Genomic DNA, 20,392 nt, shown 5'->3' with positions numbered 1-20,392 from the left:
GTTCAAAGCTCCGCGTACAGGCGTGCGGGGTTGAAGATGCCCCGTGGATCGAGTTGTTGTTTCAGGCTGCGGTGATAGCGCAACAACGCGGCAGGCAACGGCTGGAACGGGCTGTCGATCAGGCCATGGCTGTAGCAGGTGACGTGGCCGCCGACCTCTTCGACGACCTTGCGAATGAACGCCGCTTCAGCGTCGGACTTGAGCCAGCGCTGGGCGCCGCCCCAGTCGATCAATTGCCGGCCGGGCAGGGACAACCGAGCCGTGTTGTGCGGCACGGACAAGCGCCAGAGCGGCTGATCCTCGTCGAAGAAACTCAGGCGGTGTTCGTTGAGATCCGTCCAGTAAGCACTGTCCAGCAGCTCGCCGCCCAACCGGTCATGGGCCGCCGCCACCGAGCCTTCGCCACCCTCCAGTCGCAGGTGCAGGCTCGTTCCGTCGTGGCACGCGGCGCTGATCGGCAGCGGTTGCTGACCCCATTCCGCGAGTCGCAGCAAGGCGCGATCGCTGTCCATTTCCAGGCTGATGCTCAGGCACTGGCGTGGTTTGGGCAGCACCTTGAGCGAGACTTCCGTGATCACGCCAAGGCAACCGAAGCTGCCAGCCATCATGCGCGACAGGTCGTAGCCGGCGACGTTCTTCATCACTTCGCCGCCGAAGCGCAAGTGTTTGCCATGCCCGGTGATGACCCGCGTGCCGAGGACGAAGTCGCGCACCGAACCTGACCATGGCCGTCGCGGTCCCGACAGCCCGCAGGCGATCATCCCGCCGACCGTGGCGTCGTCACCAAAGGAGGGCGGTTCGCAGGGCAGCATTTGCTGCGCGTCGTGCAGCACTTCGGTCAATTCCGACAATGGCGTACCGCACCGGGCGGTGATCACCAGTTCGGTCGGGTCGTAGCTGACGATGCCGCGGTGCGCGCGGGTGTCGAGGACTTCACCCGCAACGATACGGCCCAGAAACGCCTTGCTGTTGGAACCCTGAATCCGCAGCGGCGTGGCGTTTTCCAGGGCCTGGTTGACCTGCTCCAGCAGCACGGCGCTGTCATCGATATCCCGTTCACTGCGCATCAGAAACGCTCCAGCTCAGGGAAGGGCAGCTGACCCATGTGCACGTGCATGGCGCCAAACTCGGCGCAGCGGTGCAGGGTCGGAATGTTCTTGCCCGGATTGAGCAAGCCACTCGGATCGAACGCGGCCTTGACGGCATGGAATACGGTCAGTTCATCGCTGTTGAACTGCGCGCACATCTGATTGATTTTCTCGCGGCCCACGCCGTGTTCACCGGTAATGCTGCCGCCGACTTTCACGCACAATTCGAGGATCTTGCCGCCCAGGGCTTCGGCGCGGTCGAGCTCGCCCGGTTGATTGGCGTCGAACAGAATCAGCGGGTGCATGTTGCCGTCACCGGCATGGAAAACGTTGGCGACGCGCAAGTCATACTCGGCGGATAGCGCCGCAATCGCACGCAGCACACCGGGCAACTCGCGGCGCGGGATCGTGCCGTCCATGCAGTAGTAATCCGGCGAAAGGCGACCCACGGCCGGGAAGGCATTCTTGCGCCCGGCCCAGAAACGCACGCGCTCGGCTTCATCCCTGGCCTGACGCACTTCGGTGGCGCCCGCGTTTTCCAACACCTGGCGCACGCGGTCGCAGTCGTCGTGGACATCGGCTTCGACCCCGTCGAGTTCGCACAGCAGAATCGCTTCGGCGTCCACTGGGTAACCGGCGTGGATAAAGTCTTCGGCGGCGCGAATCGCCAGGTTGTCCATCATTTCCAGGCCACCGGGAATGATGCCGGCGGCGATGATGTCACCGACCGCGCGACCGGCTTTTTCGACGGAATCGAACGCCGCCAGCAGCACCTTCGCAGTCTGCGGTTTGGGCAGCAGTTTGACCGTGACTTCGGTGATCACCCCGAGCATGCCTTCGGAACCGGTGAACAGCGCCAGCAGGTCGAAGCCGGGCGAGTCGAGGGCATCGGAGCCCAACGTCAGGTGTTCGCCGTCGACGGTAAGGATGTCGACCTTGAGCAGGTTGTGCACGGTCAGACCGTATTTCAGGCAATGCACGCCGCCGGCGTTTTCAGCGACATTGCCGCCGATCGAACAGGCGATTTGCGAAGACGGGTCGGGCGCGTAGTACAGGCCGAACGGTGCCGCTGCCTGGGAAATCGCCAGGTTGCGTACACCCGGCTGGACCCGTGCGGTACGGGCGGCGGGGTCGATGTGCAAAATGTTGTTGAAACGCGCCATCACCAGCAGCACGCCTTTTTCCAGCGGCAATGCGCCGCCGGACAAACCGGTGCCGGCGCCGCGGGCGACCACCGGGACCTGCAGCTCATGACAGAGCCGAAGCACGCCTTGCACCTCGTCGAGGTGGCGTGGCAACACCACCAGCAGGGGCGTGGTGCGATAAGCCGAGAGGCCGTCGCATTCGTACGGTTTCAACTCTTCCTGTTGATGCAGCACTTCCAGTTTCGGCAAGCGGGTTTGCAGAGCTCGCAGCAAGGCGGCCTTGTCGACGTCCGGTAGCACACCATCAACGCGTTCATCGTAGAGAATGTTCATAGTCGTTTTACGATACTCCGTTCGTGCATTGCCGGGGCAGCGGTCTGTTTGTTTGAGCGTTTGGGTGAATATCCGTTTCTGCGGTAACGGCTGCTTATGGTTCTGCTCTTACGGCGGGTTAATTGGAAAAGCGCCAAGTAACCAAGCGCTTTTGCCCCTTTCGTTCGGTGCCTCGCTAATGCTCGGCATGCCCGCGCTCCGGTCCTGCTCTGTGGGCCCGCCGCCATCGGCCATCCATGGCCGGGGGCGGCTACCGCAAAAGCACCGCGAGGCGGCCTTCGGACCGACCTGGCTCTTGCAGCGTACACATTTCCCCTGTGGGAGCTAGCCTGCTAGCGATAGTCGTTAACGATAACGCGTGCTGTCTGAATGTACGCGGTGTCTGGACTTCCATCGCTAGCAGGCTAGCTCCCACAGGGGATTTTTGGCGGGCATGACATTGGTGCTACCCCGATGCCGGCGGGCCCACGGAGCAGGACCGGAGCGAGGGAATGGCGAGCCACCGTACGTCAGGGGCGCAGGCGCTTGGTTACTTGGCGCTTCTCCAAGTAACCCGCCGTAAGGGCGGAACCAATAGCCGCCGTTACCAAAAAAACGGATATGCCCCCAAGCGCCTGCACCCAAAACCCAGGCAAACCGCATCCGCTTAATGCCCACCCACAACCATCTGCGTAAACGGCGACACATAAGCCTGCAACGTCACCAACCCACCCACCAGAATCGCCAGAATGATGGAATGGAAGAACACATAACGCAGAATCTCCCCTTCATGGCCGTACCAACGCGTGGCGGTCGAGGCCACCACGATCGACTGCGCATCAACCATCTTGCCCATGACCCCACCGGAACTGTTGGCCGCCGCCATCAACACCGGACTAAGACCCAGTTGCTCGGCAGTCACTTTCTGCAAGCCGCCAAACAGCACGTTAGACGCCGTGTCCGAACCCGTCAGCGCCACGCCAAGCCAGCCGAGCAGGGTGCCGAACATGGGGTAGAAAATCCCCGTCGCCGCGAACGCCAGGCCCATGGTGGCGTCCAGCCCCGAATAACGGGTGAGGAAGCCGAGGGCGAGCATCGCCACGATGGTAATCAGCGAGTAACGCACGACCCAGATGGTTCGCAGGTACTGCTTGATCAGTTGCGGGATGGAATAGCCCATCAGCAGCCCGCCCAGGATCGCCGCCAGCAAGATGCCGCTGCCGGTGCTGGTCAACCAGGTGAATTTGTAGACCGCGTCTTCGGTTTTAGGCGCAGGCACCACCGGCGGGACTTTTTCGATTTGCTGGTGGATCGTGCCGAAGGTGATGACCGGAGCAAAGATCGGGTTCGCTTCGCGCAGCGGTTTGCCTTGAGGGTCGAGCTTGGCGGAGTGTGTGACCGGATCGATCGCCGGACGGGTATCGAACATGTTTTTGAAGCCCTGGGTGCCCCAGGCGAAAACGAACACCGTGAGGATGATCCACGGCATCCACGCGCGCATGACAGCAGGCTTGGCGTCGCTGGCAAAGGTCGTACTGGCAACGGGTTTTTCGTCATGCTCGTCGGCGATTCTGGAATTATCGACACGCCCGGACAGCGCAGCGGAGGTGTGCACCGTCGCGGGTTTCCACACCCGGAGAAAACCGGTCAGGCAGGCCATGGAAATCAGCGCGGCAACCACGTCCACCAGCATTGGCCCGTGGTAGTTGGACACCAGGAATTGCGGCACGGCGAAACTGACGCCGGCCACCAGGATGGCCGGCCAGATTTCCAGCATCTTGCGCCAGCCGGCGAAGGCCCAGATCAACCAGAACGGCACGATCACCGAGAAAAACGGCAATTGCCGCCCGACCATCATCGACAGCTCCATTTCATCCAGCCCGGTGACCTTGGCCAGCGTAATGATCGGCGTACCCAGCGCGCCAAAGGCCACGGGCGCGGTGTTGGCGATCAACGCCAGGCCGGACGCGGCCAGCGGCGAGAAGCCCAGACCGATCAGAATCGCCCCGGTCACCGCCACCGGTGTACCGAAACCGGCAGCGCCTTCGAAAAAGGCGCCGAAGCAGAAGGCAATCAGCAACAACTGCAGGCGTCGATCATCGGTGATGCGCGCCAGCGAGTCTTGCAGCACTTTGAACGAGCCGTTCTCGGTGGTCAGTCGGTGCAGGAAGATGATGTTGAGCACAATCCAGCCAATTGGCAGCAAACCGTTGGCGGCGCCATACAGGGCGGCCGAGCCTGCCATGTTCGCCGGCATGCCGAAGGCGAAGATCGCGATGACCAGGGCGGAGGCGAGGGCGAGCAATGCCGCCAAATGTGCTTTGATGTGGAAGAACGCCAGGGCTGCCAGCATCACCACGACCGGCACTGCTGCCATGATGGTTGAAATGACCGGGTTGCCGAACGGATCGTAGATTTGCTGCCAGACCATGTTCCACCTCTGCTTTTTATTGTTGGGAGTGCAGACCCCGAGGGGGCGGTGGCTTGTAGTATAGGTGGCATTGCGCCGCTGTCTTGCACCCTTGTACACCAGGCCTTTCAGCGGTTTTTTGTACTAAAAATAGGGACTGCGGTACGCGTTGACCGACTTAACTACCCGGAGGAACGCAACAATGACTGAACGCCATTTGCGCCACACGGAAACGCTGTCGAACGGATGCAGCATCGAGGTCAAGGCCGAGATCCTGCGGGACGGTTCGTTGGGAATGTTCATAGGTGTCTACCGACCTGATGGCTCGGCCATTGAGGAGAACGACCATCCCGCGCTGCATTTTCTCGACATGGAGGCCGCGATGGAATGGGGGGTCGAGAAAGCCAAGGACATCGGCAACGGGCAGAGGACGTTGTAGGGCCTGGCGTTGGATCAGCGGTAAGGCCATCGCGGGCAAGCCCGCTCCCACAGGGGCATGCGGTCAAATGTGGAAGCCGGCTTGCTCGCGAAGCTTTTAGTGCTTGAACATCACATGCCGCACAACGGTGTAGTCCTCCAGCCCGTACATCGACATGTCCTTCCCGTAGCCGGACAATTTCTGACCGCCGTGGGGCATTTCGCTGACCAGCATGAAGTGCGTGTTCACCCAGGTGCAGCCGTACTGCAAGCGCGCCGACAGGCGATGCGCGCGACCGACGTCGGCGGTCCACACCGACGACGCCAGGCCGTAATCCGAATCGTTGGCCCAGCCCAGCACCTGCGCTTCGTCGCTGAATTTGGTCACCGACACCACCGGCCCGAACACTTCGCGACGGACGATTTCGTCGTCCTGCAGCGCGTCGGCCAGCACCGTCGGCTCGAAGAAGAAACCATTGCCTTCAACCGCCTTGCCGCCGGTGATCAAACGGATGTGCGATTGCGCCATGGCGCGTTCGACAAAACCGGCCACCCGGTCGCGGTGCTGCGCGGTGATCAGCGGCCCGAGTTCGGTCGACGGGTCATCCTGCAGGCCGTACTTGATGCTGCTGACCGCCGCGCCGAGCTTCTCGACGAATCTGTCGTAGATGCCTTCCTGCGCATAGATGCGGCAGGCCGCGGTGCAGTCCTGGCCAGCGTTGTAGAAACCGAAGGTGCGAATGCCTTCCACGGCGGCGTCGATGTCGGCGTCGTCGAAGATGATCACCGGGGCCTTGCCGCCCAGTTCCATGTGCATGCGCTTGACGCTGTCGGCAGTGCTGGAAATGATGTTCGAACCGGTGGCGATGGAGCCCGTCAGCGACACCATGCGCACTTTCGGGTGGGTGACCAATGGGCTGCCGACGGAAGGACCACGGCCGAACACCAGGTTGAGTACGCCGGCCGGGAAGATTTCCGACGCCAGTTGCGCCAGGCGCAGCGCGGTCAGCGGGGTTTGCTCCGACGGCTTGAGCACCACGGTATTACCGGCGGCGAGGGCCGGGGCGATTTTCCAGGCGACCATCATCAGCGGGTAGTTCCACGGCGCGATGGAGGCGATCACGCCCACCGGATCGCGGCGGATCATCGAGGTGTGGCCGGCCAGGTATTCACCGCCGGCCGAGCCGCTCATGCAACGGCTGGCGCCGGCGAAGAAACGGAACACGTCGGCAATCGCCGGAATCTCGTCGTTCAACGCGGCGCTGTAGGGTTTGCCGCAGTTGTCGGATTCGAGTTTGGCCAGCTCTTCGCCGTGGGCTTCGATGGCGTCGGCGAGTTTGAGCAGCAGCAGCGAGCGCTCCTTGGGCGGAGTCTGCGACCAGCTGTCGAACGCGGCGTCGGCGGCGCGCACGGCGGCATCGACCTGGGCTTCGCTGGCTTCGTTGATTTCCACCAGCACGCGACCGAGGGCCGGGTTGAACACCGGTTGGGCGGGGCCTTCGCCGTCGAGCAGTTGGCCGTTGATCAAGAGTTGGGTTTGCATGGCGTTGTCCTCTTCGAATCTATTGTTTTTCTGTCGGAACCGAATCCGTTCGGGAGCGGGCAAGCCCGCTCCCACAGGATCCGGTTCCTTTCGGGGCAGTCGTTGTCAGATCGTCGATCGATTGATCGAAGCACCGGACAGGTCAGTATCCTTAACCTGCGGTTTCGAGAACTTCCACGCATCCCCCGCCGGTGCCGTGCCTTTGTCGTACGGCTTGCCCAGCAGCATGTAAACCAGCCCAGCGCCCATTACCACCAGCGTGGTCAGGATCATCGAAAAGTTGATGTACCACGGCGCATCCGGCGAGCGCGGCCAGACCATGTTGACGATGGCGCAGACGCCATAAATCAACGCAGCGAGGTTCACCCACAAGCCCCACGCACCCAGCGTGAACTGCCCGTTCGGGCGCCAGCCCTTGGCGCGGGCGATCAACGCGGCGACGACGATCAGCTGGAAGGCCACGTAGATACCAATCGCCGCGAATCCGACGATGGTCGCCACGGCATCAGCCATGAACATGCCCAGGCAGACAATCGCCGCGGGCACCAGGCCGCTGATCAGCAACGCGAACGACGGCACATGGTTGCCCGAGAGGCGTTTGAGCAGCGAGCTACCGATGATCATTTCGTCACGGGCATAGGCGAACAGCAGACGACTGGCCGCCGCTTGCAGGCTCAGCACGCAAGAGATGAACGACACCATCACCACCGCCATCACCAGTCGCGAACCTACCGGACCGAAAGCATTGGCGAGAATGGTGGCCACCGGATCGGTGTCTTCACCGGCCAGGACCTTGGCCATGTCCGGCACCGAGAGAATCAGCGCCAGGCAGGCGAACATCGCCGCCGCGCCACCGATGTAAATGGTCATGCGCATCGCCTTCGGAATGCGCTTGCCCGGGTTCGGGGTTTCTTCGGCGACATCGCCGCAGGCCTCGAAGCCGTAGTACTGGAACAGACCCGCCAACGAGGCCGCGAGGAACGCCGGCAAGTACGAGCCGTTGACCTCAAGGTTGAAGGTGTCGAACAGCACGCTGAATGGCTGATGACGCTCGAAGATCAGCAGGTAGCCGCCGACCAGAATCGCCCCTACCAGCTCGCAGAGAAAGCCGAACATGGCCACCCGCGCCAGCAGTTTGGTGCCCACCAGGTTGAGGGCGGTCGAGAGCAGGATGATCGTCAGGGCAATGTAGATGTTGGCTTCGGGACCGGGATTGAAACCCAGCATGATCGCCAGGTACGGCCCGGCACCCACGGCGACGCCAGCGATGGTGGCGCACAACGCCCAGGCATACACCCAGCCGACCATCCACGCCCAGCGCTTGCCCACCAGGCGACGGGCCCACGGATAGACACCCCCGGAAATCGGGAACTGCGAGACGATTTCACCGAAGACCAGGCACACCAGCAATTGCCCGGCGCCGATCAGCAGGTAGGACCAGAACATCGGCGGGCCGCCGGCGGCCAGGCACAAACCGAACAGGGTGTAGACGCCGACGACCGGCGACAGGTAGGTAAAGCCCAGTGAGAAGTTCTCCCACAGGCTCATGCTGCGGTTGAAGTCCGAACTGTAGCCGAGGGCGCGGAGTTGTTCCGCGTCCTGATCGGCGCTGACGCTTGCACGCGTGTTGGATGAGCCACTCATTTTATTTCCTCATTATCAATGGCAGGTGTTTGCTGGGTTGGCCGGTTGGCCGGCCGATGTTCTTGTCGATCTTTTTGTTGTATGGGGGTCTCACGGACACCTCGAACCTGTGGGAGCCATAGCGACCTCAAGACCGCCATCGCCAGCAGGCTGGCTCCCACGGGGGATCGCGTCAGGCTTTGGTTTCGTCGTCGTACTGCGACAGCCATTCAACGGCAGCATCGCGATAACGGCTGAAACCCTTGTAATCAACCAATTGCTGATTCAAGTCCCGCAGCACCCGGTGCATGCGTCGGGCCCACGCCGGGTTGGTCGCGATGTCTTCGAGGCTGAGCAGGTACGTGCGGATCGGAAAGACGATGGCGTTACTGCGCGGCAGGCGATGCAGCGGTTGCAACTCGATGCGCAGGTAAACCAGTTTGCCGGCGTTTTCTGCGGTGACGATGGTCCGGTCCGGCGCCCATTCCGGCAGGCTTTCGGCCGAGACTTCGAGGCGCGGGTTAACGGTCAGCGACCAGTTCAGGCGACGCACCGGATGGCCAGTGCGCAGGCGCAGCAGGAACTTCAAGGCGCGGTCGAGCATGCCGATTTCCTTGACCAGCGGCACCGGCCCGTGGAACTCCTCCCAGCTCATGCCGAGGTTGAAACGCAGCGAGTAATCCGCGCGCTGGGTGGCGATCCCCGCGCCCCAGTACAGCGTGCCGTCGCGTTCTTCCTGCAACACCCAATCGCCCTGGGCCTGGCGGGTCACGTACTCCATCGGCTCGTAGGGCAGGGTGGCCGGGTCGCCGAAGGTGAAATGGTCGTCGATGTCCAGCAGGCGGTTGGTCCAGTGCCACTGCCGACCTTCACGCGCCAGGCTGAAGTACTGCGGATAGTCCCGGGCGTAGGACTCCATGATCAGCTCCAGCAAATCCCATTGCGCTTCCATCATGTGCGGCGCCGAGACGTAGTGCATGCCAGGATCTTTCTCAAGGGTGATCGCGCGGTCCCGGCATTCGCTGATGTAGTGTTCGTCGATATCGAATGCGGCGCGAAACGCACCGTCGCCCACCGACACATGCGGTTCGAGGTTCATCGAATACATGTAGTCGTCATCGGGGAACGGGAAGGGCGCGCGGGCGATGGTTTCCGGGCTGTTGGCGAAGGTGTAGTCGTCGCGATAGGTTTCGTCGGGATTGAATTGGATATTCATTTTGTTCTCCGTCGATCAGAGGTCGATGACCAGGCGATTGCACTTGGCGCGGGATACGCAGGGCATGATTTTCTTGCAGCCGACCTTGTCTTCGTCGGACAGCCAGTCATCGCTGTGCAGCAGCTCGCCGTCGAGTTCCAGCACTGCGGTTTCGCAATGCCCGCAGGCTCCGCCGCGACACAGGTACGGCATGCTGTAGCCGGCGGCTTCGACCGCTTCGAGCATGGTCTGGTCGGGCGAGACTTCAATCGTTGCGCCGCTGCGGCCGAGGGTGAAACTGAAGGCTTCGCCGCCGCTGCTCTGTTCGAGGAAACGTTCGAAGTGCACGTGACTGTCAGTCCAGCCAAGGTCGCGGGCGCAGGCCAGCGTGGCGTCGATCATGCTGTCCGGGCCGCACACATAGACGTGACTGCCCAACGGGCGGTCGGCGAGCACCCGGCCGATCTCCATGCGCGATTCAATGCCTTTGCGGTACAGGTGAACCTGCTCGCCGTAAGTGGCCTGCAACTCCTGGCCGAGCTGCGCATGTTCTGCACCGCGCACCGCGTAATGCAGCTCGAACGGCACTTTGCTCAGGCGCAGTTCTTCCAGCTGGGAAATCACCGGCGTGATGCCGACGCCACCGGCGATGAACAGGTGCAGGCGTGCCTGTTTGATCAGCGGGAACAGGTTGACCGGCGGGGTGACCTCGATCAGATCACCTTCACTGACGTTGTCATGCAGGGACGCCGAGCCACCGCGCCCGGCGTCCACCCGGCGCACGGCAATCTGATAACTGCTGGTGTCGTAAGGCGAACTCAGCAGCGAATACGGGTTGCGCAAGGTGTTCTGCTGATGGGCGATCAGCACCACGACGTGGCTGCCGCCGGAGAAGGCCGGCAAGTGCGCGCCGGTCGGCGACACCAGGGTGAAGCGCTTGATTTCCGGGGTCACCGCTTCGATCCGGGCGACGCGCAGGTTCAACGTGCCATTGTTCTGGCTCATGTGTCGAGCTCCTCGGCTTCGGGCAATTCACCCGGGACTTCAGCATCGGCCTTGACCGCCTGAAAGGCCGCCAACCGCCGGGAATAGTGATCGCGCACCACCAGCGTCAGGCCACAGCCGGGGCAGTCATAGACGCGTTGGGTCACGTTTTCGGTGTAGGTGTCGCAATGCACGCACCAGACGCGGCGAACCAGCGTGCCGGAGTGCTCGCGCAGCACTTCGTCGCGGTTCATGTCGAAATGCGTGGCCACTTGCATGGCGCTGCCGAGGAAACTTTCCGAACCGGCGAGATAGAGGCGGGTGCCCATGCGCGCTTCGCCGAGCAGGGTTTTGAGCGCGTCGATCAACGATTGGTTGGTTGCATGCACATGCAGCGGGTGCTCGGGGTGCTGCTGCAACTGCGTGAGGAAGTCCTGGCCGGAAAAGGATTCCAGGGAGTAGAGCAAGGTAATCGGCCGGTCCAGGCCAGCCATTTCTTCCAGTAAGCGCAACATGGCGCGACCGCCGCTGCCTTGCCCGGCAATGATGTGCCGGATACCTCCCGGCAGCGGTTGCAACCGGTCATAGACCGGTCGGCTTTTGATCCCGGTGATCAACATTTTTATTATTCCTCCTGGCTACCGGCGCGGCTAGATGAAAGCCGGCCCTGATGCAAAGCCCAACGATGGTGGGTTGCAGGTAGCAGGAGCACAGGTCGTGCCAGTTATTCAACTTATTGAAAATAAAGAATTTGTTTGATTTCAGGGCGTGAGTGACAGGCAAAAGTAACCAGGTATGTATGCGTTTTTGCAGCGGTTAGGTGTCATCCGGAACAACACGCAACCCTGTAGGAGCGGCGTGCTCACTGACATTGCGGGTTTCAGTCGCGCTGGAGCTTGCGAATCAACGTCCCGATGTCGATCCCCAGGTGCACCGCCGCTTTACGTTTGCTGCCGCACACATGCACGGCCCTGAGAATGACCTGGCGTTCGAAATGCTGAACCTGCAGCTTGAGGTTTTGCTCCGTCTCCTCTTCGTCGGCCATCACTGGTTTTGCCCGCTCCTGAGGGCGCACCGGGTCGAGCAGTTCAGCCGGCAGATGATGCTCCTGGGCTTCATCGTCAGCGAGCACCGCCAGCCGTTCGAAGATGTTCACCAGTTCGCGGATGTTGCCGGGGTAGTCGTAACCCAACAGCCGCTTGCGGCAACCGGCGGACAGGCTCAGTGACGGCTCGCGGTCGCCATTGATGCGACTCAGCAGAATGTCGATGAGGAACGGCAAGTCATCCCGGTGCTGGCGCAGCGGTGGAATTTCTACCGGCAGGACCGCCAGGCGATAGTAGAGGTCGGCGCGAAACTCACCGATGCTCACCAAGTGACGCAAGTCTTTGTTGGTGGCGGCAATGACCTGCACCTGCACCGTTTTGCTCAACGGTGAACCGACCGACTGGATGGTGCTGTCTTCAAGAAACTTCAGCAGTTTGGCCTGCACGTGCAACGGGATTTCACCGATCTCGTCAAGGAACAGCGTCCCGCCCGAAGCGGCCTCGATATAACCTTGCTTGCCACCCTGCAACGCGCCAGTGAAGGCGCCGCGTTCGTAGCCGAACATCTCCGATTCGAACAGGCTCTCCGGGATGCTCCCGCAGTTGACGTGAATGAATGGCCGATCACCCCAACCGGCGGCGCGGTGGATGTGCCGTGCGATGGCGGTCTTGCCGACGCCCGGTTCGCCCAGCAGCAGCAACCGCGCACGCCGCCGGAATGCGCGCACGCCGGTATCGGCGATGCTCGAGAGCTGCGGCGACAAATGCAATGCGTTGTCCTGTGGATCGCGCAGGCCCTGGGTTTCCACCGGCCGGTTGCCCAGTGAGGCGCGACGCTGCGGCTGGCTGCCGTCGAAGTCTTTCTGGGTCAGCATCCTGAACGGTTTTTCGTAGGCCCCGGTGGGAATGGCGTGGGTGCTGCTGAGCAGCACCCGACCTTCCCGCGAACGGGTAAGCGCGCTATTGCCGCCGCGATTCAGCGCCGCCTGAAAATCGTCGTAATTCAGCGCCGAGCGTTGGTAAAACTCACTGTCGGACAAACCGCTGGCTTGCTGGCGGGACACCCGGTTGACCCGCTCGGCGGCGAGGTTGAGAAAGCGCACCCGGCCTTCACCGTCCGTCACGATCAGCGCGTCACTGAAGCTGTCGAGCAAGGCGTGCAGTGCGGGAGTCTCCAGCAAGGCGCCCAGCACTTCACTGCTGACGTTGACCGAAGAGCGCATGCCCATTTGCAGCGTGGGTGGCAGGTTCTTGTCTTTCATGGGTGCAACTCTTCGGCACGGCGCACGCCCTGACTTTCGCGAAGCACCGCCACCCGCCAGGCCACGCCTTCACGAATCAGGATGCGCGAGCAATGCACATTGAAATTCAGCTGGCGTCCGCTCAAGTCGGGCAAGGGCAGGCTGTGCCAGGTGCGTTCGGGCAGGGCGTTGTCCAGCAGCAGCCGAGCGATGCCGTCGCCATGGGTGATGCCAAAGGTTTCTTCGAACGCTGCGTTGCGCCATTGCGGTTGCAAGTGCTCATCGATCACCAGCACCGCGTCAGGCACCGCATCGAACACCCGGCGCAAGGCGTCGATGCGCTGCTCGGCGTCGTGCTGCATGCGCAGTTCCTGACTGACATCGCGAATGCTGCCCCACATGCGCAACAGATGGCCGTTGACGATGGTCGCGCGCACATCATTCTCGACATAGGCCGGCGAGCCGTCGTGCCGGCGATCCACCGACAGCGCGCAGTCCACGTGGAAACCGGCTTCGATCAGGCGCCGCACAAACTCTTCGTTGGCCGGGCTGCGCGGCCAGTACAGGCGCACCGGTTGCTGGTTGAAATCGACATCCGAAGGCATTTCATACACGTCGGCCATGGCGCGATTGCACAGTCGCCAATGGGAGTCGTTTTCGAACACCTGGCGCACGATTTCGTCGGGGGAGGTGTTGATGTCCACCGCCTCGGCGAACTCGATGCACCAGTACGCGACCTTGGCGCTTTGCAGCATCTGGCTCATGACTTCATTGGCGTTGTGCATTTCCCGCAATCGATGACCCAGTGCGCCGAGAGGAATTTTCAGCAGATGCAGGCGCGCCGGGTGCACCGAGCGCCATTCGAGCAATCCGCAAGCGACCACGGGCAGCAAGCCGCCGTTGTGGCGAATCAGGGTCAGTTCCAGGCTGTGCACTTGCTCATCGGCGGGCGGATTGGCAAACAACGACTGCACGGCACGCAACGATTCGACACTGAAGATGCGCTCGATCGGCTGGTTCAGCAGCGCTTCGGGGTCATAGCCCAGTTGATCGCTCAGGCTGGGGGACAGGCTGATCAGTTGCCCGTCAGCGCTGAGGGTGCTGGTCAGCGGCGGTGCCTTGTTGGTCAGTAAATTCAGGATATCCATCGATGGATCGGCTCGATTTGGCTAATGGGACCTGGCTGAAATCACTCAGGCAGTCAAAGCGGGGCATATCGCATGCCAACTGGAAGGCGCGACGAACAGGGGAGTACAAGGGCAGGCGAGTCGTTGAGTGCTGCGATAATGCAACGAAACAGGCATTTATGCAGCACTCACGTTGAGCGTAGTCGGGAGGCGGGAGGTGGTTGGGTCAATCCGATCGGTGACCCCGATCGTTGTCAGGCCTTGCTGGCCGCCAGATAAGCACCGAGGCGGCGGCCCATTTCTTCGCCCAGGGCCTGCAAACCGCTCATCGGACGAACCATGACTTCGAATTCGACGATTTTGCCTTGCTCGTCGAAGCGGATCATGTCGATGCCCTTGAGCGCTTTTCCGCCGACCTTGGCGCTGAATTCGAGGACGACATTCAAGCCGTCCGCAGTCGCCAATTCGCGGTGGTAGGTGAAATCTTCAAAGACGTTAAACACCGTGGTCAGAATCATCGTGACCACCTGGGCGCCCGGGTACGGTGTGTGCGCCATCGGTGAGCGGAACACCGCGTTCGGGTCCAGCAAGGCGGGCAGGGCTTGCAGGTCACCCTCGCGGATCATGGCGTGCCATTGATTCAAGGAGGCAGCTGCGTTGGGGTGCAGTTTCAGTCCGGACATCTTCAACTCCTGTTTTGTTGTTGTTCTGAAAGCATTGCCAGCGACTGTATCTCAATGGGTCTGAAGCGTTGCTTATGGCGCAGTATTCAAGCGGTCGATGGCTGGCCCTCGTGGGTGGCCAGATAGAGTTGGCGGTAAGCGGCCACCAGCTGTTCCTGGCTGAAGGCGAGGTTGCGCCCGCTCGGATTGGGCAGCACCCACACCGTAGCAGTGCCAAACGTCGTTGGTTGCAGGCCCCAGGCAATTTCTCGCTGGCGGGATAACGCGCAATACGCCGCTTTACCGAGAAACGCTACGAAGCGTGGCGCATGGCGTGCGATTTTCTGTTCGAAATTCGCAGCGGCGGCGGTGAATTCATCTACCGAGAGCTGGTCCGCTCGCGCCGTCGGCCGATCCACCACGGCGGTCAAGCCACACTGATACTGCAAAAGCTGCCGGTCGTTTTCCGGACGTACTTCCTCAGGCGTGAAGCCGGCAAGGTGCAGCGTGCGCCAGAAGCGGTTGCCCCTGCCGGCAAAGTGATGCCCTTGGGCCGCGGCCATCATGCCCGGGTTGATCCCGCAAAAAATCACCGCCAGATGATCGGCCAGAATGTCTTCGAGTCCTTCACTCACTTTAAAAACCTCAACCGCACATCACGTTGACCGCGTTGCGTGCCAGTTCCGTCAACTCATCGCGGGATTTGCCTGCCCGCGCCCGGATCGAAATGCTGTGCAGCAACGATGACGCGAGGACGGCGAGGGCGGCCGGGTCGACATCCTTGTTCAACTCACCCTTGTCGATGGCCGCCCGCAGCCGCGTTTCCAGATCGGCATCCAGACGGCTGAGCCGTTCCGACAACACCTCGCGAATTTCCGGGTCTTCGACCGCCTCAGTGGTCGCCGTACCAATCGCAAAGCAGCCACGGGGCTGGCCGTCACCCGAGAAGTAGATCGCCAACTGCCCTTCATAGAACTGCGTCAACGCCTGGCGCAGTGTCAGCTCATCATCCGTCAGCGCCGCTTGCATGGCCGCCGCAGCAAATTCCCAGTACTGCTCAAGCGCTTTTATATAGAGCGCGTGCTTGTCGCCGAATGCGGCGTAGAGGCTCGGGCGATTCATGCCCGCTGCCGTGGCAATGCTGTCCAGCGAGGCGCCGGAATAGCCGGTGCTCCAGAAAACTCCCAGCGCCTGCTGCAACGCTGTCTGCGGGTCATAGGCGCGAGGGCGGCCGCGGCCTTTTCCTTCGGTGGTTTTATTTTGTGCCATGTCGTACAAAATCCTTGAATGGAGATTTCGGTGGGGATATTCTTACACCATCGCACAAAATTAAGGAACCAGAAATTCCTTGGTTGCAGGTTTGTTGTAGCGGAGCTCGAACGGGGTGAAGCGGCTACGAAACAGGTGCGGCGGAGCGATCCTCCTTTTTGCGCACGGTAAGGCTGTTTTTAGTGGGTATTAGCCCGATTTCCCGGTTAGAGGTGCATCCGATCATGACCAGACAGTTCGATATTCCAGCCACACAGACCTTCGAGCATCCAGGGCCGGCCCATCCAGACGCGCCCAGGAAACCGCTCAAGGAAAGACTGCGGCCACTGCTGATGGTGGGCGTTCCGGTGCTTTTCGCGGCATACGGGTACGCACACTACCTGGCGGGGGTTCCGTTTGTTTCTACCGATAACGCTTACGCCCGGGTGGCAAAAGCGTCGATCAATGCACGCATCTCAGGGCAAGTGGTCGACATCGCAGTCGAGGATAACCAGCTCGTTCACAAGGGCCAGGTCCTGTTCCGCATCGACCCGAAACCGTTGCAGATCGCGGTTGACCGCGCCGAAGCACAGCTGAGCGTGGCACGGTTGCGCATCGACGGGCTCAAGGCCAGCTATCGCCAGCAACAGGCTGAGCTGCAATCGGCCAGAGAGTCGGCAAATTTCGATCAGAAAGAGTTCGCCCGCAAGAAGGCGCTGGTGGCTTCCGACTTTGTCTCGCGTGCGGTTTACGAGCGTGCGGACACCGACCTTAAAGTCGCACGGCAACGCATTGCGTCCATCGAACAGCAGATCGCCAACACGGTCGTTGCGTTGAACGGCAATCCCGACATCGTCGCCGATAGCCACCCGACGGTACGCGAAGCCAGGGCCCAGCTCGACGAGGCGCAGCTTTACCTCTCGTATGCCACGGTGTACGCACCGGACGATGGCATCGTCGCCAAGGTCGACGATTTGCAGGTCGGCAACTACGTCAACAACGGCGCGCCTGCCTTTGCGCTGCTGTCCGAGCGCGAGATCTGGATCGAGGCCAACTTCCGTGAAACGGAGGTGACGCACATGCGCCCCGGCCAGGCAGCGACCATTCGCATCGACACCTATCCCGATCACGTTTTCAAAGCCCACGTGACCAGCATGAGCCCTGGTGCCGGATCGGACTTCGCCTTGCTGCCGCCGGAAAACGCGACCGGCAACTGGGTCAAGGTGGTGCAGCGGGTGCCGGTTCGTCTTGAACTCGACGAAATGAGTCCGGCGCTGCCGCTGTACTCGGGCACCAGCGCCACGGTCAAGGTCGACACCGGATACCGCACACCGTGGTGGCATCCACTCAAGGCGCTGTTGTCCGCAGGTGCCGATTCATGAACGCCCCAGCGGGAGAGGGCGCCCGTGCGTTGAGGTTCGTCGCGCTGCTGGCGACTTACATGCAGTCGGCGAACCTGCCTGTTCCGAACGCGGTACTCCGGTTGATTCAGGGCAGCCTGTCGATGACCGACGATCAGGCCGGCTGGATCTTCACCTCGTACCTCGCGGCGAGCGCTATCACTATGCCGATCGCGCAGTGGCTCGCTGCGCGTCATGGCTTGAAGCGGGTGTATCAGGCAGCGCTGGCGTTTTTCGTGCTCGGTCTGGTGCTGGGAACGATGGCAACGACTCCGCTGGCATTCATCGGTGCGCGGATCATGCAGGGCCTGGCGAGTGGCGTGCTCGCGCCGCTGTCGATGGCGATTGCCCTGGAGACGCTGCCTGCCGAAAAGCGTGCGAAGTTTGGCGCAACCTGGACGGCCGTCGTGCTGTTCGGCATCGTCAGCGGCCCGAGCATCGGCGGCTGGGTTGGCGAGCATTACGGCTGGCGGCCGATCTTCTACATCAGCCTGCCGCTGGCGGCGTACATCTTCCTGGTGATGGCGCTGTGGCTCAAGGAGAAGAAAGCCGAGAAAGCGCCGGCGTTCGACTTCTTCGGCTTTGGCACTTTCACGCTGGGGTTGATCAGCCTGCAAATGCTGCTCGATCGCGGTGAGCGCCTGGACTGGTTTGCCTCTACCGAGATCTGGCTGGAAGCATTGGGCTGTGCGTTGGGGCTGTACCTGTTCGCGGTGCATGTACTGACGGCGAAGGTGCATTTCCTCAATAAGCGTTTGTTCGATGATCGCAACTTCGTGCTGTCGACGATCATCTTTTTTGCCGTCGGTTTTGTGCTGTTGTCGACTATGGCCCTGACCTCGCCGATGCTCGATGAAATTCTCGGCTACCCGCCGGACACGACGGGCTCGTTGACGATCCCGCGTGGCATCGGGCTGGTCGGTGCGTTTGTGCTGATGAACCGTGTTCCCGAGCGTTTCGACCGTCGCTGGTTCGTCGCGGCCGGGGTGGCCGTGGTGATTTACGCCAACTGGCTGATGCTCGGCTATTCGCCGTTGATGGATTGGTCGCCCGTGGCAGTGGCAGGCGCGATCCAGGGGATCGGCATTGGCGTCCTGATGCCGTCGCTGACCAAGGTCGCGTTCAGCACGCTCGATCCCGCGCTGCGCCCGGAAGGCACCGGCCTGTTCAATCTGTCGCGGGTCTACGGCAGCACCCTCGGCGTGGCGATCGTGCAGTTGTTTTTCTTCAACAACACGCAAGCGATGCACATGGCGCTGGTGAGCAATCTGACGCCGTATCACGCCGCGGTGCCGACGTCCCTGCAAGCGCTGGAGGGGCTCAACGAAATGATCACCGGCCAGGCGGCTTTTATCGCTGTGGTCGACCAGTTCAAGATTTTGCTGGTGGCGATGCTGGTGGTCAGTCCACTGGTTGTCTTTCTTCGCAAGCCCGTTCCGACCAACTAGTTTACGTGGAGTTTGCCCAATGAAATCCCATGCACGCTTCATCAATGGACCTCAGTTCAAAAACACCTTCGGTGCGATGGCGGCGTTGGTATTCCTGACTGCCTGCACCGTGGGCCCTGATTATCAGATGCAACCACCGAGCACGTCGCAGCACTACGATCAACAGGCCGAGCAGCGCCTTGGCCAGAACGGTGATAAGCGCATCCAGCCGGGTCGTAAAGTGAGCGGTGACTGGTGGAGCGCTTTTCAATCGCCGAAGCTCGACAAGGTGGTTCGTCGTGCCATTGACGGCAACCTTGAGCTCGTCGCGGCGGACGCCACGATCCGGCAAGCGGCGTCCTCGGTGGCGGCGGCGGAAGGCGCGCTGTATCCGCAGGTCGATTTTGGCGCCCAGGCCGGCCGGCAACGGGTACACACCGCCAAAGAACCGTCCGTGTCCAACTTCTATGCGATCGGACCCCGGGTTGGTTTCGACCTTGATGCGTTCGGTGGCAACAAGCGTCTGGTCGAACAGCAGCAAGCGTTTACCGATCTGCAGAAGCATCGCTACGAAGCGGCGTACCTGACGTTGACCGGCAGTGTCGCCAGTCAGGCGTTGCTGGTGGCTTCGGCCAATGCGCAGATGCAGGCCGTCGAGAAACTGCTGGCCAACGACACGAAGAACCTCGAGCTGGTGCGCCTGGCGCATGCCAACGGCACCACCACGCAGATCGATGTCTCGCTGGCTGAAACGCGGCTCGCGCAGGACCGTACGCTGTTGCCACCCCTCGCGCAGCAGCGCGATTCGGCACGTCATGCGTTGTCGATTCTGACCGGCAAAGGCCCGGGCGACTGGAGCGCGCCGGACTTCGACCTGGCCGAGTTTGTCTTGCCGGCCAACGTGCCCGTCAGCGTGCCTTCGGAAATGGCCCACGACCGGCCGGATGTCATGCAGGCCGAGGCGGAACTGCACATGGCCAGCGCGGCGGTTGGCGTCGCGACCGCGAATCTCTATCCCCACGTCACCCTGTCCGCGTCGTTGGCGCAGGCCGCTTCCGGCAACGGCGGTGCCGCACTCTGGGGGTTCGCGGCAGGGCTGGCGGGGCCGATTTTCGATGGCGGTACGCTCAAGGCTGAACGTCAGGCAGCGGTCGAGGGCTACAACGCGACGCTCGCCGGTTACCAGCAGACTGTGATCAGTTCGTTCGGCCAGGTCGCCGACACGCTGCAAGCCATCAACCATGACGCCGAGGAAAACCTCGCGCAGGAGGACGCGTTGCGCGCCGCTGAAACCAGCTTGCAGTTGAACCGGCAAGCCTACACCCAGGGCGAGAACAGCATTCTCCAGGTGCTGGAAGCGGAACGCGCCTATCAGCAGGCGTTGCTGGGTCGAATCCGCGTGAAGACTGCGCAGTACCTCGACACGGTTCGGCTGTACGTGGCGCTCGGCGGCAATTCCGTCGGTGCGTTCGAGCAACGGGTTGCTTATCGCGAAGGTCAGAAACCTTCGTATCAATAGAGGCT

At 61.7% G+C, this 20,392-nt stretch carries 17 protein-coding genes; 4 read left to right on the top strand and 13 right to left on the bottom strand.

All coding sequences use genetic code 11. The annotated features are described in order from the left end of the window. Positions 1–2 precede the first annotated feature (2 nt). The 3 genes from glcE to B723_RS24185 all read right to left on the bottom strand — a co-directional run bounded on the left by glcE (position 3) and on the right by B723_RS24185 (position 4,976). Positions 3–1,067 carry a glycolate oxidase subunit GlcE gene (gene glcE, locus B723_RS24195; protein WP_017339321.1) on the bottom strand — a complete coding sequence of 355 codons (1,065 nt, stop codon included), beginning with the start codon at positions 1,065–1,067 and terminating at the stop codon, positions 3–5. Beyond that, positions 1,067–2,566: a glycolate oxidase subunit GlcD gene (gene glcD / locus B723_RS24190; RefSeq protein WP_017339320.1), complete on the bottom strand. Its 1,500-nt coding sequence runs from the start codon at positions 2,564–2,566 to the stop codon at positions 1,067–1,069. Before glcD ends, glcE begins: the two co-directional genes overlap by 1 nt. Positions 2,567–3,212: 646 nt before the next feature. Then, entirely contained in the window at positions 3,213–4,976 is a 1,764-nt protein-coding gene (locus tag B723_RS24185; RefSeq protein WP_017339319.1) for an L-lactate permease, read from the bottom strand. A gap of 181 nt (positions 4,977–5,157) precedes the next feature. Between B723_RS24185 and B723_RS24180 the strand changes: the two genes are divergently transcribed. After that, on the top strand, positions 5,158–5,394 hold the full coding sequence (locus tag B723_RS24180; protein WP_017339318.1) for a hypothetical protein: 237 nt from the start codon (positions 5,158–5,160) through the stop codon (positions 5,392–5,394). A 96-nt stretch (positions 5,395–5,490) separates the two neighbouring features. Here B723_RS24180 and B723_RS24175 read toward each other — a convergent pair whose 3' ends face one another. The 10 genes from B723_RS24175 to B723_RS24130 form a co-directional block, all read right to left on the bottom strand. Beyond that, a complete protein-coding gene (locus B723_RS24175; protein ID WP_052909689.1) occupies positions 5,491–6,915 on the bottom strand; it encodes a gamma-aminobutyraldehyde dehydrogenase in 1,425 nt (474 codons plus the stop codon). Positions 6,916–7,020: 105 nt separating this feature from the next. Then, a complete protein-coding gene (locus B723_RS24170; RefSeq protein ID WP_017338159.1) occupies positions 7,021–8,559 on the bottom strand; it encodes an APC family permease in 1,539 nt (512 codons plus the stop codon). A 172-nt stretch (positions 8,560–8,731) separates the two neighbouring features. After that, entirely contained in the window at positions 8,732–9,754 is a 1,023-nt protein-coding gene (locus tag B723_RS24165) for a heme-dependent oxidative N-demethylase family protein (protein WP_017338160.1), read from the bottom strand. Between the two features lie 15 nt (positions 9,755–9,769). Continuing rightward, entirely contained in the window at positions 9,770–10,738 is a 969-nt protein-coding gene (locus B723_RS24160; RefSeq protein ID WP_017338161.1) for a PDR/VanB family oxidoreductase, read from the bottom strand. Beyond that, positions 10,735–11,337 (bottom strand): dimethylamine monooxygenase subunit DmmA family protein, encoded by a 603-nt coding sequence (locus B723_RS24155; protein ID WP_017338162.1) that lies wholly within the window; start codon positions 11,335–11,337, stop codon positions 10,735–10,737. Before B723_RS24155 ends, B723_RS24160 begins: the two co-directional genes overlap by 4 nt. 260 nt (positions 11,338–11,597) lie before the next feature. Next, positions 11,598–13,025 (bottom strand): sigma-54 interaction domain-containing protein, encoded by a 1,428-nt coding sequence (locus tag B723_RS24150; RefSeq protein ID WP_017338163.1) that lies wholly within the window; start codon positions 13,023–13,025, stop codon positions 11,598–11,600. Next, the gene (locus B723_RS24145) at positions 13,022–14,152 is read right to left on the bottom strand and encodes a PAS domain-containing protein (RefSeq protein WP_017338164.1); all 1,131 of its coding nucleotides are present in this window, start codon (positions 14,150–14,152) and stop codon (positions 13,022–13,024) included. Before B723_RS24145 ends, B723_RS24150 begins: the two co-directional genes overlap by 4 nt. A gap of 233 nt (positions 14,153–14,385) precedes the next feature. Continuing rightward, on the bottom strand, positions 14,386–14,814 hold the full coding sequence (locus B723_RS24140) for a nuclear transport factor 2 family protein (RefSeq protein WP_017338165.1): 429 nt from the start codon (positions 14,812–14,814) through the stop codon (positions 14,386–14,388). An 86-nt stretch (positions 14,815–14,900) separates the two neighbouring features. Next, positions 14,901–15,428, bottom strand: a complete 528-nt coding sequence (gene mug / locus B723_RS24135) for a G/U mismatch-specific DNA glycosylase (protein ID WP_017338166.1) — start codon at positions 15,426–15,428, stop codon at positions 14,901–14,903. 10 nt (positions 15,429–15,438) lie between these two features. After that, positions 15,439–16,062, bottom strand: coding sequence for a TetR/AcrR family transcriptional regulator (locus B723_RS24130; protein ID WP_017338167.1), 624 nt, complete (start codon positions 16,060–16,062; stop codon positions 15,439–15,441). 224 nt (positions 16,063–16,286) lie between these two features. Between B723_RS24130 and B723_RS24125 the strand changes: the two genes are divergently transcribed. Genes B723_RS24125 through B723_RS24115 form a run of 3 tightly spaced genes read left to right on the top strand, consistent with a single transcriptional unit; the run spans position 16,287 to position 20,387 of the window. Further along, complete coding sequence (locus B723_RS24125; protein WP_031318774.1) at positions 16,287–17,423, top strand: HlyD family secretion protein; 1,137 nt, start codon at positions 16,287–16,289, stop codon at positions 17,421–17,423. Further along, positions 17,420–18,889, top strand: coding sequence for a DHA2 family efflux MFS transporter permease subunit (locus B723_RS24120; RefSeq protein ID WP_017338169.1), 1,470 nt, complete (start codon positions 17,420–17,422; stop codon positions 18,887–18,889). The genes B723_RS24125 and B723_RS24120 overlap by 4 nt, the downstream gene beginning before the upstream one ends. A gap of 19 nt (positions 18,890–18,908) precedes the next feature. Further along, on the top strand, positions 18,909–20,387 hold the full coding sequence (locus tag B723_RS24115; RefSeq protein ID WP_017338170.1) for an efflux transporter outer membrane subunit: 1,479 nt from the start codon (positions 18,909–18,911) through the stop codon (positions 20,385–20,387). Positions 20,388–20,392 lie beyond the last annotated feature (5 nt).

Origin of the sequence: Pseudomonas fluorescens NCIMB 11764 (genome assembly GCF_000293885.2) — a bacterium.
In the GTDB taxonomy this organism is placed as follows: Bacteria; Pseudomonadota; Gammaproteobacteria; order Pseudomonadales; family Pseudomonadaceae; genus Aquipseudomonas; species Aquipseudomonas fluorescens_B.
This window is presented reverse-complemented; position numbering and strand designations above follow the sequence as displayed.